We start from the raw sequence: 19,638 nt of genomic DNA, 5'->3' as shown, positions 1-19,638 counted from the left end.
ATGGGGTTCAGCGGCCCGTGGGGCGGCGCTGCTGCAGCTGTTCGCGGCGGCGAGCACCGCGCCCGCGCCGGTCCTGGGCCGCGGGCGCGGCCGACGCCTGCGGCGTGAGCAGCCGGGCCATGGCCCCCAGGGTGGGATTCTCGAAGAGGGCCACGACGGGCAGGTCCCGGTCGAAGCGCCGCTTCACCTCATGGAGGACCTTCAGGCCGATGAGCGAGTTGCCCCCCAGCTCGAAGAAGTTCTCGTGCAGGCCCACCTCCTCCACGCCCAGCAGGCGCTGCCAGATCTCCATCAGCGCGCGCTCGGCGTCGTCCAGGTGGACGGGGGCCTCGCCGGGGACCGCGTCGGAGGGGGCCCCGCCCATCAGCGTGTCCAGCAGGGCCGCGCTGCTGGCGATGGCCGCGCCCAGCTCCCGCGTGGAGACGATGATGCTGGGGCTGGGGTGGGCGAGGACGCGCTCGAAGACGTCCACGCCCTCCGCGGACGTGAGCGCGTGCGCGAGCGTGGCGTCGCGGAGGCCCCGGGCCGCGTCGGGCAGGGCGGTGGAGACGGCCTGGCCCACCTCGCGCCAGGTGTCCCAGCCCAGCGACAGCACCTTCGTGTCCCCCTGGAGGGCGGCGTGGTGGGCGAAGGCGTCCTGGAAGCCGCACGCGGCGCAGTGGTCGATCTGCCCGGGCTCGGCCGTGTACGCGGTGCGCGAGGAGCACAGCAGGAAGAAGTCGAGCGGCACGCCGCGCAGCAGCTCATGCAGCACCCACGTGCCCAGCACCTTGGGCCTGAGCACGGCGTCCACCGCGTCACGGGTGCGCAGCTGGGCCAGTCCTCCGGCGGGCACGCCCGCGGCGTGGATGACGCCATGCAGGGGGCCGAACGCCTCGCGAGCGTGGTGGAGCACGCGCGCCATCTGCTCCGAGGAGCCCACGTCCGCTTGGAGCACGAGCACCTCCGCGCCCAGCGCCTCCAGCGCCAGCACCTGGCGGATCCGCTGCGCCGTGGCGTCGTTCGCGGCCGAGGACGCGAGCCAGCCCTCCCAGGTGGCGCGCTCCGGCAGGGCGCCGCGGCCCACCAGCACCAGCCGCGCCTGCACCTGGCGGGCGAGGTGCTCCGCCAGCACCAGGCCGATGCCGCCCAGGCCGCCGGTGATGAGGTACGTGCCGCGCGGGCGCAGGCGGGAGGCGTTGGGGGCGGGGGCCTCCATCCGCACCGGCTCGAAGGTCTGCTCCCACCGGTAGGCCCCGCGCAGCGCCGTGATGCCGTTGGCGGGCGCGGCGGACACCTCCACGGCCAGGCGCGCGGCCAGGGCCTGGAGCGCGTCGGGGCTGACGGCGGGCTCCACGTCGATGGCCTGACACGTCAGGCCCCGCACCTCGTTGGGCAGCACGCGACACGCGCCCAGCACGGTGGCCTTGGCCGGCGTGAGCGCCTCGTGGCCGGTGACGGCCTGCACGCCCGTGGACACCACCGTGAGGTGCACCGGCCCGCGCGAGCCCTGCCCCTCCAGCGCCTGCGCCAGGAACAGCAGGCTGTGCAGGCCCAGGCGCTGGGCATGCTCCACGCCGGCCGTGTCCGGTCCGGCCGCGTCCACACCCCACAGGTGGATGATGCGCGAGGGGCGCGCGCCGTCCCCGGCCAGCGCGGCCACCAGCGCCGCGTACGTCTCCGCCTGCTCCGGAGCCACCTCGAAGGTGCCGTCCTCGTGGCGGAGGAACCCGGTGCCCGGCCGCACGCGCAGGACGTGGCCGCCCTCCTGCGTGAGCCGCGCCGCCAGGGCATCCCCCAGCCCGCCCGCGTCGATGAAGACGAGCCAGCCCGGCGGGCTCGCGGCGGCGTCCCGGGGCGGGGCCACCGTGCGCTTCCAGGACGGCAGGTAGAACCACTGCGCCCGGTCCTCGCGGCGGGCGAGCGGTCCCGGCGCGCTGACGGACGCGCCCTCCGCGCGCGGCTCCAGCCAGTGCCGCTTGCGCTCGAAGGGGTAGGTGGGCAACACCACGCGCCGCCGCTCCTCGCCCTGGGAGAGCTTGCGCCAGTCCACGGGCACGCCCGCGACCCACAGGCGGCCGAGGGTGGTCAGCGCGAAGCGCAGGTCGGAGCCGGGCTCGCGAGGGGCCCGCATCGACGTGAGGACCACGGTGGGCTGGCCGCGCTCCACCTGGAGCCGTGCGAGCGACCCCAGCGTGCGGCCCGGGCCCACCTCCAGGAGGACGCGCGACGGGTCCTCCAGCAGCGTGCGCACGCCCTGGCCGAAGCGCACGGGCTGCCGCAGGTGCTTCACCCAGTACGCGGGGCTCGTGGCCTCCTCCGCCGTCAGCCAGGTGCCCGTCACGCCGGACACGATGGGCAGCTTCGGGGGACTCAGCTTCAGCCGCCCCACGCAGGACGCGAACGCCGGGAGGATGGAGTCGATGAGGTGCGAGTGCGCGGCCACGTCGATGTGGATGCGCCGGTGCTCCACGCCCCGGGCCGCGAGGTCCGCGACCAGGGCCTCCACCGCCGCGCTGTCGCCGGCCACCACGCACTGCGACGGCGCGTTCACCGCGGCCAGCGACAGGTGCGCGCCCAGCAGGGGGCGGACGTCCTGCTCCGGCAGCGCCACGCTCACCATGCCGCCCGGGGGCAGCTTCTCGAACAGACGTCCGCGCTCCGTCACCAGCGCCAGCGCGTCCTCCAGGCTGAAGACGCCCGCGAGGCACGCGGCCACGTACTCGCCCATGCTGTGGCCAATCAGGGACTCCGGCTGGATTCCCCACGCCTCCCACAGCCGGCCCAGCGCGTACTCCACGCTGAAGAGCGCGGGCAGCCCCACGGACGGGCGCGGCAGGGGCGCCCCGCCGTCCGCGTCGCCCGCGGGGTAGAGGACGGCGCGCAGCGACGGGCCGCCGAGCCGGCTGAGGATGGCGGCGCAGGCATCGAAGGCCTCGCGGAAGGCGGACTCCGTTTCGTACAGCTCCTGCCCCATGCGCAGGTGCTGGGCGCCGCCGCCCGGGAAGAGGAACGTGACGGCGCGGCCGCCGTCCTTCGCCTCGCCGGTGTGCACGAACTCCGGATCCACGTCCTCGAGCAGCCGGACCGCGTCCTCGGAGGCCGCGCAGACCAGCACCCGGCGCCGGGGGAAGGCCTTGCGGCCTACCTGGAGCGTGTACGCCACGTCCGCCAGGTCCAGGCCGGGGTTCGCGTCCAGGTGCGCGCCCAGGTTGCGGGTGAGCGCGTCCAGCGCGCCCGGCGTCCGCGCGGAGAGCGCCAGCAGCTTCCACGGCCGCGACGGACCGGACGGCGGGCGCGCTGGCGCCTGCTCCAGCAGGGCATGCGCGTTGGTGCCGCCGATGCCGAACGAGCTGACGCCCGCGCGGCGCGGGGCCCCCGCGGTGTCCCACGCCTTCAGCTCCGCGTTGACGTAGAAGGGGTTGTCCTCCCAGGCGATGTTGGGATTGGGCGTGCGGAAGTGCAGCGTGGGCGGGATGCGCCCGTGCTCCACCACCAGGGCGGTCTTGATGAGGCCCGCCACGCCCGCCGCCGCGTCCAGGTGGCCGATGTTGGACTTCACCGACCCCAGCGCGCAGAAGCCATGGGCCTCCGTCCCCGCGCGGAAGGCGGTGGTCAGCGCGGAGACCTCCACCGGGTCGCCCAGCAGCGTGCCGGTGCCGTGCGTCTCCACGTAGCCCACGGTATCGGGCGTCACGTCCGCCAGCGCATGCGTCCGGGCGATGACCTCCGCCTGGCCCTCCGCGCTGGGGGCGGTGAAGCCCAGCTTCGCCGCGCCGTCGTTGTTGATGGCGGAGGCGCGGATGACGGCGTGGATGGGGCTGCCGTCCGCGAGCGCATCCGACAGCCGCTTGAGCACCACCACGCCCACGCCGCTGCCGAACAGCGTGCCCTGGCCCTGCGCGTCGAAGGGGCGGCAGTGCCCGTCCGGCGACGCGATGCCGCCGGCCTGGTGCACGTAGCCGGTGCGCTGCGGGACGTCGACGGACACGCCGCCCGCGATGGCCACGTCGCACTGGAAGCCGAGCAGGGCCTGACACGCCAGGTGGGTGGCGACGAGCGAGGTGGAACAGCCCGTCTGTACATCCAGCGCCGGCCCCTTCAGGTCCAGGTGGTATGCCAGCCGGGTGGCGAGGAAGTCCTTGTCGTTGCCAATCATCACCTGGAAGGTCTCCTCCGAGGTGAGCAGCTCCGGGTGCGTGCGCAGGTTGAAGAGCAGGTAGGTGCTCAGGCTGGTGCCCGCGAAGACGCCCACCGAGCGCGAGTCCCCGTCCAGCCCGTGCGCGGCCCGCTCCAGCGCCTCCCAGGCGCACTCCAGGAACAGGCGGTGCTGCGGGTCCATCAACATGGCCTCGCGCGGCGAGTAGCCGAAGAAGGCCGCGTCGAACTGATCCACGCCGTCCAGCACCGCGCCCGCGCGCACGAAGCCCGGCTCCTTCAGGCGCTCCGGTGGCACGCCCCGGGCCAGCAGCTCCTCGTCGGTGAAGTGGCGGATGCCCTCCACGCCCGCGCAGAGGTTGCGCCAGAAGGCGTCCACGTCCGGGGAGCCCGGAAAGCGTCCGGCCATTCCGACAATGGCGATGAGCAGGTCGTTGCCCTCATCCAGGGTGGTTTCGTTCATGGCGTTGGCGGGCGCCCCCTTGGAAGGCGGGCGCGGGGAGGCGGGGGGACGGAAGCAACGAGGTCTTGAAGGGGGCTTCCGCTCTGGATGAGAGCAGAGCCCCCTGACGCGGAAGGCGGCTAACGCCGGTCCCGCTGGCGCTGGCGGCGCAGGCTCTCCATCTGACGCCGTGCGCGGTCCTGCGCCGCCTCCACCGGTTGGTTCTTCGCGGTGGAGGGCTGGCGCAGGTAGCGCGACAGCGTGTGGATGGTCGGGTGCTCCAGCAGCTTCAGCAGGGGCAGGTCCTGGTCCAGCGCGACCTTGAGCCGCGCGTGCACCTGCACCATGAGCAGCGAGTGGCCGCCCAGGTCGAAGAAGTTGTCGTGCACGCCCACCTGGTCTACCCGGAGGACCTCGCGCCACACCTGGGCGACCTGCTCCTCCACCTGTCCCTGCGGGGCCACGTACGCGGCCTTCGCCACGCGCGTCTGCGTGGGGGCGGGCAGCGCCTGGCGGTCCACCTTGCCGTTGGGCGTCAGCGGCAGCACGGGCAGCGCCACCACCAGCGACGGCACCATGTGCTCGGGCAGCCGCCGCGCCACGAAGTCCCGCAGCGCGGCGGGATCCACCTCCTGTCCGGCGTGGGCGGCGACGTAGGCGACCAGGCGTACGTCACCGGGCACGTCCTCGCGCGCTACGGCCACGGCCTCGCGCACGGTGGGGTGGGCGGTGAGGGCCGCTTCCACCTCGCCGGCTTCGATGCGGAAGCCGCGCACCTTGAGCTGGAAGTCCACCCGGCCCAGGAACTCCACCGTGCCGTCGGTGCGCCAGCGCACCCGGTCCCCCGTACGGTACATGCGGGCGCCGGGCTCCTCGCTGAACGGATCCGGCACGAAGCGCTCCGCGGTGAGGTCCGGCCGGCGCAGGTAGCCGCGCACCACGCCCGCGCCGCCGATGTAGAGCTCACCGGGCACGCCCACCGGCACCGGCCCCCGTCGCGCGTCGAGCACGTAGAAGCGCGTGCGCGTGAGCGGCGCGCCGATGGAGGCCACCGCTCCCGCCTCCTCGGCCGACACGCGGTGGGTGGAGGACCAGACGGTGGTCTCCGTGGGGCCGTACATGTTGAGCAGCGCCGCGTCCGGGGACAGCGCCTGCTGGAGCGACGTGGCCAGCGCGACAGGCAGGGCCTCGCCGCCCACCATCATCCGGCGCACGCTGCCCAGGGCCTCCGAGGGGGCCGCGTCGGCGAGCAGGGTGCGCGCCAGCGACGGGGTGCACTGGAGGTGGGTGATGGCATGCTCCCGCAGCCGCTCGGCCAGGGGCCTTCCGGTGCCGGCGCGCCGGCCGTCGCGGTCGCTCCGCGTCTTCACCTCGTGGAGCCGGGGCAGGCTCGCGAGCACCGTGTCGGTGGGGATGCCGAAGTCAATGAGGCAGCCCACCTCGTCCACGCCGCCCGAGCGCAGCTGCTCCACGCGCTCGCGCACGCCGCGCGGCGTCCCGAAGAGGCCGCTCGTCTCGAAGTAGCGCTCGAAGGCGTGGCCGGCCAGCCGCTCCAGGTCCGCCTCCGTGGCCGCGTCCATGTCCACGCCCAGCGTGCGACCCAGGCCGCGCATCAGGTCCGCGGAGCTCTTGAGGTAGTCGCGGAAGGGGCGCTCCGCCGCCGCGCGCACCGCGCCCGGGTCCTCCCCGATGAAGGTGTGCAGCATCAGGGTGACGTGGCCGTCGCCCGGGTGGCCCGCGCCGCGCCACGCGTCCCGGTAGAGCGCCAGCTTCTGCTCCAGGTCCTCCCAGGACTGGCCCAGCAGGTGGGTGAGGACGCGGCAGCCCAGCCTGCCCGCGGTGATGAAGGTGTCCGGGTTGCCGGCCGCGGTGAGCCATACCGGCAGCTCCGCCTGCACGGGCCTGGGCCGCAGCGTCACGTCCACCTGCGCGCCCCCGCCGCCGGGCATGCGCAATGTCTCGCCGCGCCACAGCCTGCGCACGGTGTCGATGCCCTCCAGCATCTGCTCGCGCCGCCGCGCGTAGGCGTCCGGAGCGAAGACGAAGTCGTTCGCGTGCCAGCCCGACGCCACGGAGATGCCCGCGCGCCCCCGGGAGAAGTTGTCCACCAGGGCCCAGTCCTCCGCCACGCGCACCGGGTGGTGCAGCGGGAGCACCACGCTGCCCGCGCGGATGCCCACCCGCTCGGTGACGGCGGCGATGGCCGCGCCGGCCACGGCCGGGTTGGGGTACAGGCCACCGAAGGCGTGGAAGTGCCGCTCGGGCGTCCACACCGCCGCGAAGCCGTGGCGGTCCGCGAACTTCGCGCCCTCCATGAGCAGCCGGTAGCGGTCCGCGCCGGAGGCGCCGTCCGCGTCATCCGCGAAGTAGAAGAGGCTGAACTCCAGCGGCTTGCGGCGCGTGGCGGACGCGCGAGAGGGCGCCTTCATCACCGCGTCCTCGCCCTGCACCACGACCTTGAAGCCGCGCGTGAGCGTCCACAGCAGCTCCAGCACGGAGATGTCGAAGGAGATGCTGGTGACGGCCAGCCACGAGCCCGCGGGTGACGGCCCCACGCGCGCGTCCATGGCGGTGAAGAAGTTGTCCACCGCGCCGTGGGGCACCATCACGCCCTTGGGCCTGCCCGTGGAGCCCGACGTGTAGATGACGTAGGCGAGGTCGCCCGGTCCCACGCGCAGGGGAGGCGCGCCGCGCGCGTCCGCCGGGGACGGCGCGTCCGGACCGTCCAGGCACACCACCGGCAGTCCGGCCGTGGGCAGCAGCTCCGCCAGGTGCGTCTGCGTCAGCAGCAGCGCCGCGCCGGAGTCCTCCAGCACGTACGCCAGGCGCTCTCGCGGGTAGTCCGGATCCAAGGGCACGTAAGCCGCCCCGGCCTTGAGCACGCCGAGCATGGCCACCACCATGCCCGCGGAGCGCTCCACGCACAGCCCCACGCGCGACTCGGGGCCCACGCCGCGCTCCCTCAGGCGCCAGGCCCACGCGTCGCTGCGCGCGTCCAACTGCGCGTAGGTGAGCGCCTCGTCGTCGCCCACCACGGCCACCGCGTCCGGCGTGCGCGCGGCCTGCGCGCGGAGCTGGCCGGGGATGCTCACGTCCCGGGTGGCCTCCGGGGGCGGGGTGAAGTCGTTCCAGTCGCGCAGCACGGTGCGCGCCTCGTCCGGGGTGAGCAGGGGCAGGTCCGCCACGCTCACGCCGGGCGCGTCCACGGCCGCGCGCAACAGCCGCTCCAGGTGTCCGGCCAGCCGCGCCACGGTGGCGGGCTCGAAGAGGTCGGTGCGGTACTCCAGCGCGCCCTCCAGACCCTCGGGCGTCTCCGCGAGGGAGAGCTGGAGGTCGAACTTCGCCGTGCCCTCCACCGCGCCATCCGGCACGGGCAGCACGGGCCGCCACGTCATGCCGGGCACGTCCAGGCTCGTGGGGGGCAGCGCCTCCAGCAGGAGGTTCGTCTGGAAGAGCGGGTTGTCCACGCCGCGCACCGCGCGCGAGGCGCCCACCACCTCCTCGAAGGGCAGCTCCGCGTTCGCCAGCGCCTCGTGGAAGGTGCGCCGCGTGCGCGCGAGCAGCTCCCGGAATGAAGGCGCTCCGGACACGTCACAGCGCAGCACCAGGGTGTGGGCGAGGAAGCCCACCACGTCGCGCAGCTCCGAGCGCTCGCGCTGGGACACGACGGTACCCAGGCCGAAGTCCGCCTGTCCGCTGTAGCGCGCCATGAGGGCGGCCCACGCCGCCGCCAGCGTGACGAAGAGGGTACACCCCTCCTCGCGGCCCGCCGCCTTCACGCGCTCCACCAGGTCGCGGGGCAGGGTGAGCCGGTGGAGCGCGCCCTGGAAGCCGGGCGTCCGCGGCCGCGCGTGGTCCGTGGGCAGCTCCAGCCGGGGCATGCCCTGGAGCTTGCGCGACCAGAACTCGCGCTGAGCGTCCAGCAGCGGACCCCATGCGTGCTGCCACCGCGCGACGTCCGGGTACTGCAACGCGACGGGCTTCAGCGCGCTGGCCGTGCCCTCCACCCGGGCGCGGTAGAGCGAGGCCAGCTCGCGGGCCAGTACGCCCGTGGACCAGCCGTCCGTGATGATGTGGTGCTGCGTCATCAGGAGCACGTGCTCCCGCTCATCCTGCGCCACCAGCGCGGTGCGCATGAGCGGGCCGGACTCCAACTGGAAGGGCTCCCGCGCCTGGGCCAGCGCCAGCTCGCGAAGCCTCGCGTCCTGCTGCGAGACGGACAGCCCGCGCAGGTCGGCCCGGGCCAGCTCCACGCTCCCGGTGGGCTGGACCACCGCGTGCGGCTGGCCTCCGGCCTCCGGGAAGCGCGTGCGCAGCACCGCGTGCCGCGCGACGAGCGCCTCCAGCGCGTGGCGCAGCGCCGGCTCATCCAGCGGGCCAAAGAGCCGCAGCTGGAAGTGCACATGGTACAGCGGCGTGCCCGGCACCAGCCGGTCCAGGAACCACAGGCGCTGCTGGCCGGGGGACAGCGGCAGCGTTCCCTCCAGCGTCCCGGCCTGGAGCGGCGGCTGGCTCCGCGCGCGGGCTCCCGCCTCCAGCAGCTGTCCGGCGCAGTCCGCGAGCGTGGGGTGCTGCCACAGGAAGGCGACGGGCAGCGACGCGCCCAGCGAGGCCTCCAACTCGCCATGCAGCTCCAGCGCCATCAGCGAATCCAGCCCCAGGCTGGCCAGGGCCGCGTCGGACCTCACCTGCCCGGGCGCCACGCCCAGCTGCCGCGCCACGGCGCCGCGCAGGGCGTCCTCCACGCGCGCGCGGCGCTCCGGCCCGGACGTCGCCAGGGCCTCGCGCAGGGACACGGCGGGGACCTCGGGCGCGTCCACGCCGGTCGCGACGACGGAGGCGCCCACCACCTCCAGCTCCCCCGCGAGGTAGCCGTCGCGGCAGGCGCGGCGTTGAATCTTCCCGCTGGACGTCTTGGGGATGCTGCGCGCCTGGAGCAGCACCACGCCGTGAGCGTGCACCGCGTGCTCGTCGGCCAGCGCCCGGCGCACGGCGTCCACCACGGCCGCCGCGTCGAAGTCGTCGCGCGCGTCCACCTCTGCGGCCACCACCAACCGCTCCTCGCCCGCCTCCTCCACGCTGAAGGCGGCCACGCAGCCCGGACGCACCGCGCGGTGCGCCCGCTCCACGGACTGCTCCAGGTCCTGCGGGTAGAGGTTGCGGCCCCGGACGATGATGAGGTCCTTGAGCCGGCCGGTGACGAACAGCTCACCCTCCGCGTTCAGGAAGCCCAGGTCGCCCGTGCGCAGCCACGACTCCGCGCTCCCCACGAGCCGCGCGCCGAAGGCCCGCTCGGACTCCTCCGGCCGGTTCCAGTAGCCCTGCGCCACGCTGGGGCCCGTGGTCCAGATCTCCCCCACCGTCCCGGCGGAGCACGTGTCCAGCGTCTCCGGATGCACCACGCGCACCTGGTGCCCCGGCGCGGCGCGGCCCGAGGACACCAGCGTCAGCGCGCGGCCGTCCGCCGCCGCCTCCACCGGCCGCCCCCGCGCGACGGAGTCCGAGTCGAAGCGGCCGTGGTGATACGGCTCGCCCTTCGAGCCTCCGCTGACGATGAGGGTCGCTTCGGCGAGGCCATAACATGGGTAGAACGCCGTCTTGCGGAACCCACAGCGGGCGAAGGTGTCCGCGAAGCGCTCCAGCGTCTCGCGCCGCACCGGCTCCGCGCCGTTGAACGCCAGGTCCCAACTGCTCAGGTCCAGCCGCCCGCGGTCCGCGTCGGTGGCCTTCCGTACACACAGGTCATACGCGAAGTTGGGCCCGCCGCTGCACGTCGCGCGGAAGTGCGAGATGGCCTCCAGCCAGCGCAGGGGGCGCTGGAGGAACGCGATGGGCGACATCAGCGTGCACGGGAAGCCCAGGTAGAGCGGCTGGAGCACCTTCCCGATGAGGCCCATGTCATGGAACATGGGCAGCCAGCCCATGCCGGACGAGCGCGCCGCGTCCAGCCCGAAGCCCCGGGTGATGAGCGCCTCGTTGCTGAGGATGTTGTGGTGGCTCACCTTCACGCCCTTGGGCGTCCCGGTGGAGCCGGAGGTGTACTGGAGGAACGCGAGCGTGTCCGCGTCCACGTCGGGCCGCGCCCACTCCGCCGCGCGGCCTTCGGGCACCGCGTCGGTGGCCACCCAGCGCAGCTCCCCGAGCTCCGGCGCCTGCGGGGTGAAGAACTCCGCCATCTCCTGGATGGCCTGCGTCGTGAGCACGTAGCGCGCGCCGCAGTCCTTCGCGATGGCGCGCAGGCGCGGCAGCGTCCGCTCCAGCCGGGTGGGGTCCGGGGGGTAACAGGGCACGGCCACCACGCCGCCGTAGAGACAGCCCATGAAGCCGGCGACGAACTCCAGGCCCGGCGGGTACAGCAGCAGCGCTCGCTCACCCCAGCCCCCGTCCGCCGAAAGCAGCGCCCCCACCGCGCGCGCCCGCGCATCCAGGCGCGCGTAGCTCCACGTCTCCACGGGCCCATCGACGTCGCCCGTCTCCAGGAAGCGGTAGAGCAGGTCCTCGCCCTGGGTGGCCGCGCGCGAGCGCAGCAGGTCCACCAGCGTGGGGAAGGAGGGCGGGGCGGAGGGACTCCGGGCCGTGGAGTTCATGGGGAGCTCGACAAGGGCTGGGAACGCCCGGAGACACGAGGCCCGGGGTTCGTGGGAATGGAATGGCTGATGGGGGCGGAGCCCGCGGCTCACGCCCCCGTCGGGGAGGTCACGGTCCCGGGGCCCGTGCCCCGGGAATGGCGCTTCAGGCGCGGGGCTGGGGCTCGGTCCGGACGGCTCCGGGCGGCGCTCCCACCCGGTCCAGCCCGAAGGCCTCCGCCAGCAGCTCGTACGAGCGCATGCGGGCCCGGTGGTCGTGGCAGAGCGTGGTGAGAATCAGCTCGTCGGCCTGGAAGTCCTCGGCCATGGCCAGCAGCCGCGCCTTCACCTGGGACGGGTCGCCGCAGACGACGCGCTGGCGGTCGAACTCCAGCACCGCCAGGTCCTCGGGCGTGTAGGGGTAGGCCTCCGCCTCCTCGATGGAGGGGATGGGCTCCTCGTTGCGCCCCTTGCGGGTGTTCACCGTCAAGAGGTCGCTGCTTCGCGCTATTCGATGCGCCTCCGCTTCGGTCCTCCCACAGATGACGTACACGCTGAGCGCCGAGCGGGGCGCGGACTGCACGTGCGAGCCCTGGAACTTCGCACGGTAGCCACGCGTCACCGGGGCGCCGTTCACCGGGTTGAAGAAGTGCGCGAAGCAGAAGGAGATGCCCAGCCGGGCCGCGAGCAGGGAGCTCTGCTCACCCGACCCCAGCGCCCACAGCTGGGGCATGCCCGGCGCCATGGTCCGGAGCGACAGCCCCTTCAGCTCCGCCGTCGCGGGCGTCGCGCCGGACAGGAACGCGATGAGGTCCTCCAGCTTCTGGGGGAACGCCTCCGGGTTCACCGGCCCGCCGTACGCCAGCGCCTTCGCCACCAGGTCCGAGCTGCCCGACGCCCGCCCGATGCCCAGGTCGATGCGGCCCGGATACAGCGTCTCCAGCAGGCGGAAGACCTCCGCCACCTTGAAGGGGCTGTAGTTCGTCAGCAGCACGCCGCCGGTGCCCACCCGGATCCGCGACGTCGCCGACGCGACATGCGAGACCATGATCTCCGGCGCCACCCCCGCGAAGTGCCCCGAGCCGTGGTGCTCCGCGACCCAGAAACGGTGATACCCGAGCTGCTCGGCGGCACGGGCCAGCTCCAGGGTGTTCTGGAATGCCTCACGCGGACTTCCGCCACGAACGACGATGGAATGATCGAGCACACTGAGGTTCACGGTGGAGGTCCTTTGGGGCGGGGTCCCAGGGGCCAGGGCGCGAAGATACGCGCCCGGAGGCAATTATTCGCGTCAGCCTGAAAATAGATGATACGCGGCAAAACAAGCAATTCCAATGGGACTGGAATTGAGATTGAAAAGGGGGCTGCTGAAGACGACGCGGTGTGTCTTCAGCCCTTCGCGGCCTGCTGTGTTTCTTCCGCGATGACGAGCGCGCACATGGTGGCGCCCTGGCGTGTATTCACGATGCCCGTGCCGCGGCCCGCCGGGTTCATGCGCACCATGGTCCCACCGTAGAGGTCGCCAAAGACAAAGGGGCCCCAGATGAGGTTGTGGGGGCCCACGCCACCGTCCGCGCGCAGGTAGTGGTAGGGCTGGGATTCCACCCGCTCCTGGAGCACCCAGCCGCCTGAGTCGAGCGCGGCGCGGATGGCCTCGTCCCACTCCGCGGCGGGCGTGGCCCAGCCCATGCGCACGGAGCGGCCCGCGTAGTCGCGGCCCGCCTTGAGCACCAGCTCCTCGCGCCGCGCGGAGGCCAGGTCCGGCAGCCACACCCGCTCGCCGCCGCGAGTGGTGTGCGCGCGCTCCAGTTTGCGCGACCAGGGGATGTGCCGGCGGATGAGCTCGCGCTCGGCGTCGCTCAGCAGCGGGGACTCCGCGTGCTCCGACAGCAGCGTGATGTTTCGCTTGTCGTCGAGGAGCTCCTGCGCGGGGCCGTTGTAGAGGCAGAGGGTGCGCGCGCCGAGCGCGCTCCGGGCACGGGCGTCGAACTCCGGTCCCGCGAGCTTGAGCCGGTCCCGCGCGTCATGCTCCAGCACCCCGTGGAGCCGCTTGCCGCGAAGGGTGAGGCGCTGCCCGTCGGCGTCCAGCACCTCGCTGTAGGTGCCGATGAGCACCTCGCCCTTGACGCCCTCCGGCTCCCACACCTCCTTCAGGTGGTGGTTGAGCAGGATGGTGGCCATCTCGATGCCCACCGCGTCGGGCGTGTCGTTGTCTGGGAAGAGCACGCCCAGGTTGCACTCGCCCTCCCACGGGACGACGCTGCGGCGCATGTCCTCCAGCAGGTGCTTGAAGAGGACGTGCAGCGTGTCCTGCGCGTGGACCACCAGGCCCCGCTCCTTCGCGAAGCGCTGGAGCGCCGGCTGCTCCATCACCAGCTGGGCCTGGAGCGCCGTCTCCCAGCCACCCAGGCCGGCGGTGAGGTTGAACTCCAGGCACTTCATGCCCCCGGCGGAGTCGATGAAGTCCCCCCGGCTGATGGCGCCCCGCGCGTCATCCGTGAGCGCGAGCGCCTCCATCGCCACCTGGGCCCGCTCCAGGGGAAGGCCGTAGTACGCGGCCGCGCGCCCCGCGTCCCCGCCGAACAGGCGCCGGGGCGCGCGCTTGATGAGGCGGCAGACCCCGAGCGACATCTCTTCCAGGAGCTGGCTGCGACGCAAGTCGATGAGCGTGGGCCACCGATGCAGGTCGTAGTGCATCAGCGGGGACTCTTCGAACTTGTTGAATTTGTGCAGCGCGTAGACCTCCGGATCCCTCTCCGCGAAGTCCAGGAACGCCGCGAACGCGGCAGACAGCCCCGCATGCAGCGCTTTCAGCTCCGGACTGAATCGAGGAAGGGTGTTGGACTCGGGCGGCAGCATGGAAACAATCCCCCTTAAGCTTGTTGAGCTTGTAATCCAGTCCTAACATCATATCAATTGTGTTACGTTCCGAGCCTCTGTTTTGGGCGTTGTAGTTTGCAACAATCCCCCTTCATCACAACTTGAGAGTGATTCGCGACCGATGAGCGCCGAGACCCCCCTGCCACGCCTGACGTACTTCCACGCCCGCGGCCTGGCGGAGAAGATCCACCTGCTGCTCGCGGAGGCCGGGGTCGCGTATGAGTACCGCGACCTGGGCGTCTATGACGCGAAGGCGAAGGTGAAGACACCGGAGTTCGAGGCCCTCAAGGCCACGGGCATTCTTGCCTTTGACAAGGTTCCGTTGTGGGAGGAGCCAGACGGGTTCTGCGTGGTGCAGAGCCGCGCCATCCTGCGTCACGTGGCGCGCACGCGGGGGCTGTATGGCGCCAACGACCGCGAGGCGGCGGCGTGCGACATGATGATCGAGAGCGTGGAGGAGGTCTCCGCTCGCGCGCTGAGCCTGAGCAACATGTCGCCGGATGAGTTGGGAGAGATGCTGCCGGTGGTGCTGGGCGAGGAGCTGCCGGCGTGGCTGCGCCTGTTCGAGCGCTTCATCGCGCACAACCACGGCGGTGAGGGCTTCTTCGTGGGAGAGAGGGTGAGCGTGGCGGACACCTGCGTCTTCGGCATGCTGGAGATGCTGGTGGACAACGGGCTGATGGAGGTCATCGAGGGCTACCCCCGGCTGCGCGCCTTCTTCGAGCGCATGCGGGCGCGGCCCGGCATCGCGCGGTGGCTGGCGGATCCGAAGCGCTTCCCGCCGGTGCAGCTGCTCAACGGCTGACGCGCCCCTGCTCCGCGCGCCCGAGGACACCGCCAATGAACGTACGCCAGGCCATCCAACGCGCCCGAGACTGGGTCGCGGAGGAGTCCGCCCGCATCCCCGGCTTTCACGGTGCCTTCCTGGCCGGGAGCCTGACGCAGTTGCCGCACGACACGCCGCTGGAGCCCTGGCGGGACGTGGACGTGGTGATGGTGACCACGGACCGCGCCGCCGTGAAGGAGGACCGGCTGGAGCTGATCCACGAGGGCGTCATCCTGGAGTGCGGCCTGCTGGGGGACGAGGGCTTCCGCTCCGCGGAGACCATCCTGAGCGAGCCGGAGCACGCGGACAACCTGGCCGCGGGCGTCATCCTGGCGGACCCGACGGGCGCGCTGGGCCGGCTGCACAAGACGGTGGCGGAGGAGTACTTCCGGCGCCGCTGGGTGCAGGCGCGGGTCGACAGCAGCGCCCGGGTGGTGACCAAGCGGCTGGTGGCGGGGCGCAAGGCGCTGGAGGCCGGAGACCTGGCCGCGGTGCTGATGCACTTCTATGTCGGCACGGCGCAGCTGGTGAACCTCTCCTCGTTGGCGAACGCGACGCCCCTGACCCTGCGGCGTTGCTTCATGCGCACCGGGGAGATCCTGGAGGCCCAGGGCCGCGCGGATCTGCACGAGGAGGCGCTGGCGCTCATTGGCACCGCGAAGCTGACGCGCGCGGACACGGAGCGCTTCCTGTCGCACTTCGACGAGGCGTTCGAGCTGGCCACGCGGATCAAGCGCCAGCCGGTGCACTACGACTTCAAGTTCCGTGGCCACCTGCGGCCCTACTACGTGGACGGCACCCGGGAGATGATCGACGCGGGCCGGCACCGCGAGGCGATGTTCTGGATCATCGGCTATGCGTATCAGGCGTGGCTGGTGCTGCTGAGCGACGCGACGGATGAGCAGCAGCAGCCGCACCTGGAGCGGCTGGTGGAGCTCTTCCAGACGCTGGACCTGCTGCCCACGAGCGACTGGGCGGACCGCTTCGACCGCTACGAGTCCCTGCTCCAGAAGTTCACCGAGGCCGCGGCGGCGCGCGTGCGCACGCACCCCGGCCTGCGCGACTGAGTTCCCGGCGCCGGCCCGGGTCGCACCGGCCGTCCGCCAGCCCCCTTGCGGGAGGCCGCCCACCGCGCGCGGGAGGGCCTCCTTGGATGACGACGGATGACGGTCTTCACGCTGTTGCTGCGAACCTCGCGGGGGCTCTTCGCGCTCGCGGTCCTGTTGGGGCTCGTGTCCGGCGCGGCCAACGCCCGGCTCATCGCGCTCATCAACGACGCCGTTGGTGGACGCGCCCTGGAGGCCGGGGCTGGCGGCGCGTGGGTGTTCGCCGGGGTGGTGGCGCTGGCGCTGGGCTCACGGGTGGGCTCGCAGATGGTCCTGAGCCGGCTGAACTTCGGGACGCTGCACCGCCTGCGGGTGGAGCTGAGCCGGCAGGCCCTGGGCTCGCCCCTGCGCGGGCTGGAGCAGTTGGGCGAGCACCGGCTGATGGGCGTCTTGAAGGAGGACGCGTTCGTCATCTCCCAGGCGCTGGTGCAGGTGCCCACGATGTTCATCAACGTGGCGCTCATCTGCGGCTGCCTGCTGTACCTGGCGTGGCTGTCCGGGAGGACGTTCCTCGCGTTCTGCCTGGTGCTGGGCCTGGGGCTCGCGGGGCTGATGGTGCTCCAGTCCCGCTCGCGCGACAGCCTCCAGCAGGCGCGGGGCCGCATCGACGAGCTGTTCAAGCACTATCGCTCGCTGTGGACGGGCATGAAGGAGCTGCGGCTGCACCGGTCTCGGGGCCGGGCCTTCATCGAGGAGCAGCTGGGCCCCACGTCGGCCTTCATCCGCGACCGGCTCCTGCGCACCGCGGACGTCAACGCGCTGAGCGCGGCGCTGGCGTCGCTGCTCGTCTTCGCGCTCATCGGCATGCTGCTGTTCGCCTTCCCCGCGTTCGGCGCGCTCGAGCGCTCCACGGTGGTGGGCTACGTGCTGGTGGTGCTGTACCTGCAGCAGCCGCTCGACTCCATCATCAACCTGATGCAGTCCGTGATGCGCGCGGACGTGGCGGTGCGCAACGTGGAGCGCACGGGCATGGCGCTCACGCAAGGGGTGGAGCCCGCCAGCGCCGAGCGGCCGGAGCCCCGCGCCTTCCAGCGGCTGACGCTCGAGGGGGTCACCCACTCGTACCACCGCGAGGACGAGGACTCGCGCTTCACGCTGGGGCCCCTGCACCTGGAGATCGTGCCCGGGGAGGTGCTCTTCATCGTCGGGGGCAACGGCAGCGGGAAGACGACGTTGGCCAAGCTGCTCACCGGCCTGTACGCGCCGGAGTCGGGGCGGGTGCTGCTGGACGGCGTGTCCATCACCGACGCGGACCGCGCGCACTTCCGCCAGCTGTTCTCCACCGTGTTCGCGGAGTTCCACCTCTTCGACAGCATGCTGGGCCTGTCTTCCCCGGAGCTGGCCGAGCGGGCGCGGGCGCTGCTCGCGCGGCTGCGGCTGGAGCGTAAGGTGACGCTGACGGACGGGCGGCTGTCCACGACGCAGCTGTCCACGGGGCAGCGCAAGCGGCTGGCGCTGCTCACCGCGTACCTGGAGGACCGGCCCATCTACGTCTTCGACGAGTGGGCGGCGGACCAGGATCCGGTGTTCAAGGACGTCTTCTACCGGGAGCTGCTGCCGGAGCTGAAGGCGGCCGGCAAGGCGGTGGTGGTCATCTCCCACGACGACCGCTACTTCCAGGGCGCGGACCGGCTGGTGCGGCTGGAGGACGGCCGCATCGTGGTGCCGGAGGCCGGAATCCAGCGCGTCTCCTGATGTCCCTCCCTTCCTCCGACCTGGAGTCCCCATGACGCCCCCCTCGAACGCCCCGACCCTTCGGCCCGTGGATGCCTCGCGCATCGACCCGGACGCAGTGGCCGTCCTCCAGAAGCTGCACGCGCACGGTCACGTGGCGTACCTGTCGGGCGGGTGCGTGAGGGACCTGCTCGTGGGACGCAAGCCCAAGGACTTCGACCTGGTGTCGAGCGCCTCCGCGCTCCAGCTGCGCGAGCTGTTCCCGCACGGGGTGGCGTTCGGGGGCCGGCGGTTCCTGGTGGTCCAGCTGCGCCTGGGGGGAGGCAAGGTGCTGGAGATCTCCACCTTCCGGGCCCACCCCGCGCGGGAGCACCCGGGGCCGGACGCGATGATCATCCGGGACGAGGTGCTGGCGGACTACCTGCCGGAGCCGGGGACACCTGAACAGGATGCCCGGTCCCGCGACTTCACCGTCAATGGGCTCTTCTACGACGTGGTCCAGGGCCGCGTCCTGGATGCGACCGGCGGGCAGCGCGACCTCCAAGCGAACCTGCTGCGCATCAACGGGGCGCCCGCGGACGCGGAGGAACGGCTGCGCAACGACCCCGGCATCATGCTCCGGGGGGCCCGCTTCGTCACGCGGCTGGGGATGGAGCTGGAGCCCCACACCGGCGAGGCGATGTCCCGCTGTGGGGACGCGCTGGCTCGATGCTCGCGCTACCGCCTGCTGAGCGAGACCCTGCGAGGCGTGGGCGCCGGCACTGGCGTCCCGTTCCTCCAACTGCTGCGGAAGATGGGCTGGTTGTCCGTGCTGTTGCCTCCGGTGGCCCGCTGGCTGGAGGAGGGGGGAGCGTCGCGTGAGCGGCGCCTCCTCACGCACGTGGAGGCCGTGGACCGCCACATCCGCGCCACCGGGCAGCCCCTGTCCCAGCTGGCGCTCGCCACCGCGCTGCTCCTCCCCGTCGCCACGCCGGACGCGGGGGGACGTCCCGCCCCGGAGGTCCTCAAGGCGGTGCTGGGGGCGCTGGTGGAAGGGGAGCCGGAGCTTGCCCCCCTTCCCACGCACGCGCAGGCGTTGACCACTTTGCTCAACCAGGTGGCGGCGTCCCCGGACCTCGCGATACCGGGCCATCCGCTGATGGGGGACGCCCGGCGGCTGGCGGCGTTGACCGCCGAAGCGGCCGCGCCTGTGGCCTGACGCTCCGGAGCGCCTGTCTGCCTGCCCGCCTTGCCCCCGGGCCGCGTGCCGCTGCGAAGCGGGGCGCCTGGGGTTAGAGGAAGGGCATGGCCCAACCGGTGAACGTCAACGCCCTGTTGCCCATCGAAGCGGAGCTCATGAAGGAGCGCGCCTCCGGATTGCGCCGCTCCGGCGACAAGCTGGAGGAGGCCCTCGCCCGGGTGGCGCGGGCGGAGAAGGAGCTGGGCGCCCTGCATGGCCTGGCGCGCATGGAGCGCTATGCGGCGTACCGCGCGCTGTGGAAGGAGGCGGAGCGGCTGCGCTGGAACCTCACCGTGCAGCGCGAAGCCTGTGGCCTGCGCAACCACCGCGACCTGGACCTCGTCTACCCGTTGCCGCCCCTCCTCAGGGAGTGACGCGGGATGTTCACCGCCTCACGGTGCGGAGCGCCACGCGGCCACGGCGAGCAGCGCCCAGCCCGCGAGGAAGCCCAGCCCGCCCAGCGGCGTGATGGCGCCCAGCACGCGCACCCCGGACAGGGACAGCGCGTACAGACTGCCAGAGAACAGGACGATGCCCGCGAGCATGGCCCAGCCCGCGGACTCCAGGAGCGGGGAGGGGCGCACCGTGCCCAGCAGCCCCACCGCCACCAGCGCGAGCGCGTGGTACATGTGGTAGCGCGCCCCGGTTTCGAAGATGACCTGCAGGTCCTGCGGCAACCTGGATTTCAGCGCATGCGCCCCGAAGGCGCCCGCCGCCACGGACAGGAAACCGTTCACCGCGCCCACCACGATCCACCACCGCATCATCGAGTGCCTTTCTTCGCGCGC

At 72.7% G+C, this 19,638-nt stretch carries 10 protein-coding genes; 5 read left to right on the top strand and 5 right to left on the bottom strand.

Annotated features, from left to right (window positions below; all coding sequences use genetic code 11):
* Window positions 1–7: 7 nt before the first annotated feature.
* The 4 genes from KYK13_RS27605 to KYK13_RS27590 all read right to left on the bottom strand — a co-directional run bounded on the left by KYK13_RS27605 (window position 8) and on the right by KYK13_RS27590 (window position 14,004).
* On the bottom strand, window positions 8–4,600 hold the full coding sequence (locus KYK13_RS27605; protein WP_223635448.1) for a type I polyketide synthase: 4,593 nt from the start codon (window positions 4,598–4,600) through the stop codon (window positions 8–10).
* 119 nt (window positions 4,601–4,719) lie between these two features.
* Complete coding sequence (locus KYK13_RS27600; RefSeq protein ID WP_223635446.1) at window positions 4,720–11,166, bottom strand: MupA/Atu3671 family FMN-dependent luciferase-like monooxygenase; 6,447 nt, start codon at window positions 11,164–11,166, stop codon at window positions 4,720–4,722.
* A 145-nt stretch (window positions 11,167–11,311) separates the two neighbouring features.
* Entirely contained in the window at window positions 11,312–12,364 is a 1,053-nt protein-coding gene (locus KYK13_RS27595) for an LLM class flavin-dependent oxidoreductase (RefSeq protein WP_223635444.1), read from the bottom strand.
* A gap of 170 nt (window positions 12,365–12,534) precedes the next feature.
* Entirely contained in the window at window positions 12,535–14,004 is a 1,470-nt protein-coding gene (locus KYK13_RS27590; RefSeq protein WP_223635442.1) for a hypothetical protein, read from the bottom strand.
* Window positions 14,005–14,146: 142 nt separating this feature from the next.
* On the opposite strand from KYK13_RS27590, the gene KYK13_RS27585 reads away from it, so the two are divergent.
* The 5 genes from KYK13_RS27585 to KYK13_RS27565 all read left to right on the top strand — a co-directional run bounded on the left by KYK13_RS27585 (window position 14,147) and on the right by KYK13_RS27565 (window position 19,224).
* Window positions 14,147–14,830: a glutathione S-transferase family protein gene (locus KYK13_RS27585; RefSeq protein ID WP_223635440.1), complete on the top strand. Its 684-nt coding sequence runs from the start codon at window positions 14,147–14,149 to the stop codon at window positions 14,828–14,830.
* A 35-nt stretch (window positions 14,831–14,865) separates the two neighbouring features.
* Window positions 14,866–15,918 (top strand): hypothetical protein, encoded by a 1,053-nt coding sequence (locus KYK13_RS27580; RefSeq protein ID WP_223635438.1) that lies wholly within the window; start codon window positions 14,866–14,868, stop codon window positions 15,916–15,918.
* 96 nt (window positions 15,919–16,014) lie between these two features.
* Window positions 16,015–17,652 carry a cyclic peptide export ABC transporter gene (locus KYK13_RS27575; RefSeq protein ID WP_223635436.1) on the top strand — a complete coding sequence of 546 codons (1,638 nt, stop codon included), beginning with the start codon at window positions 16,015–16,017 and terminating at the stop codon, window positions 17,650–17,652.
* A gap of 31 nt (window positions 17,653–17,683) precedes the next feature.
* On the top strand, window positions 17,684–18,829 hold the full coding sequence (locus tag KYK13_RS27570) for a CCA tRNA nucleotidyltransferase (RefSeq protein ID WP_223635433.1): 1,146 nt from the start codon (window positions 17,684–17,686) through the stop codon (window positions 18,827–18,829).
* A gap of 86 nt (window positions 18,830–18,915) precedes the next feature.
* On the top strand, window positions 18,916–19,224 hold the full coding sequence (locus KYK13_RS27565; RefSeq protein WP_223635430.1) for a hypothetical protein: 309 nt from the start codon (window positions 18,916–18,918) through the stop codon (window positions 19,222–19,224).
* An 18-nt stretch (window positions 19,225–19,242) separates the two neighbouring features.
* On the opposite strand, the gene KYK13_RS27560 is transcribed toward KYK13_RS27565, so the two are convergent.
* Window positions 19,243–19,617: a DUF423 domain-containing protein gene (locus KYK13_RS27560; protein ID WP_223635427.1), complete on the bottom strand. Its 375-nt coding sequence runs from the start codon at window positions 19,615–19,617 to the stop codon at window positions 19,243–19,245.
* Window positions 19,618–19,638 lie beyond the last annotated feature (21 nt).

This window comes from Corallococcus sp. EGB (assembly GCF_019968905.1).
Lineage (GTDB): Bacteria > Myxococcota > Myxococcia > Myxococcales > Myxococcaceae > Corallococcus.
This window is presented reverse-complemented; position numbering and strand designations above follow the sequence as displayed.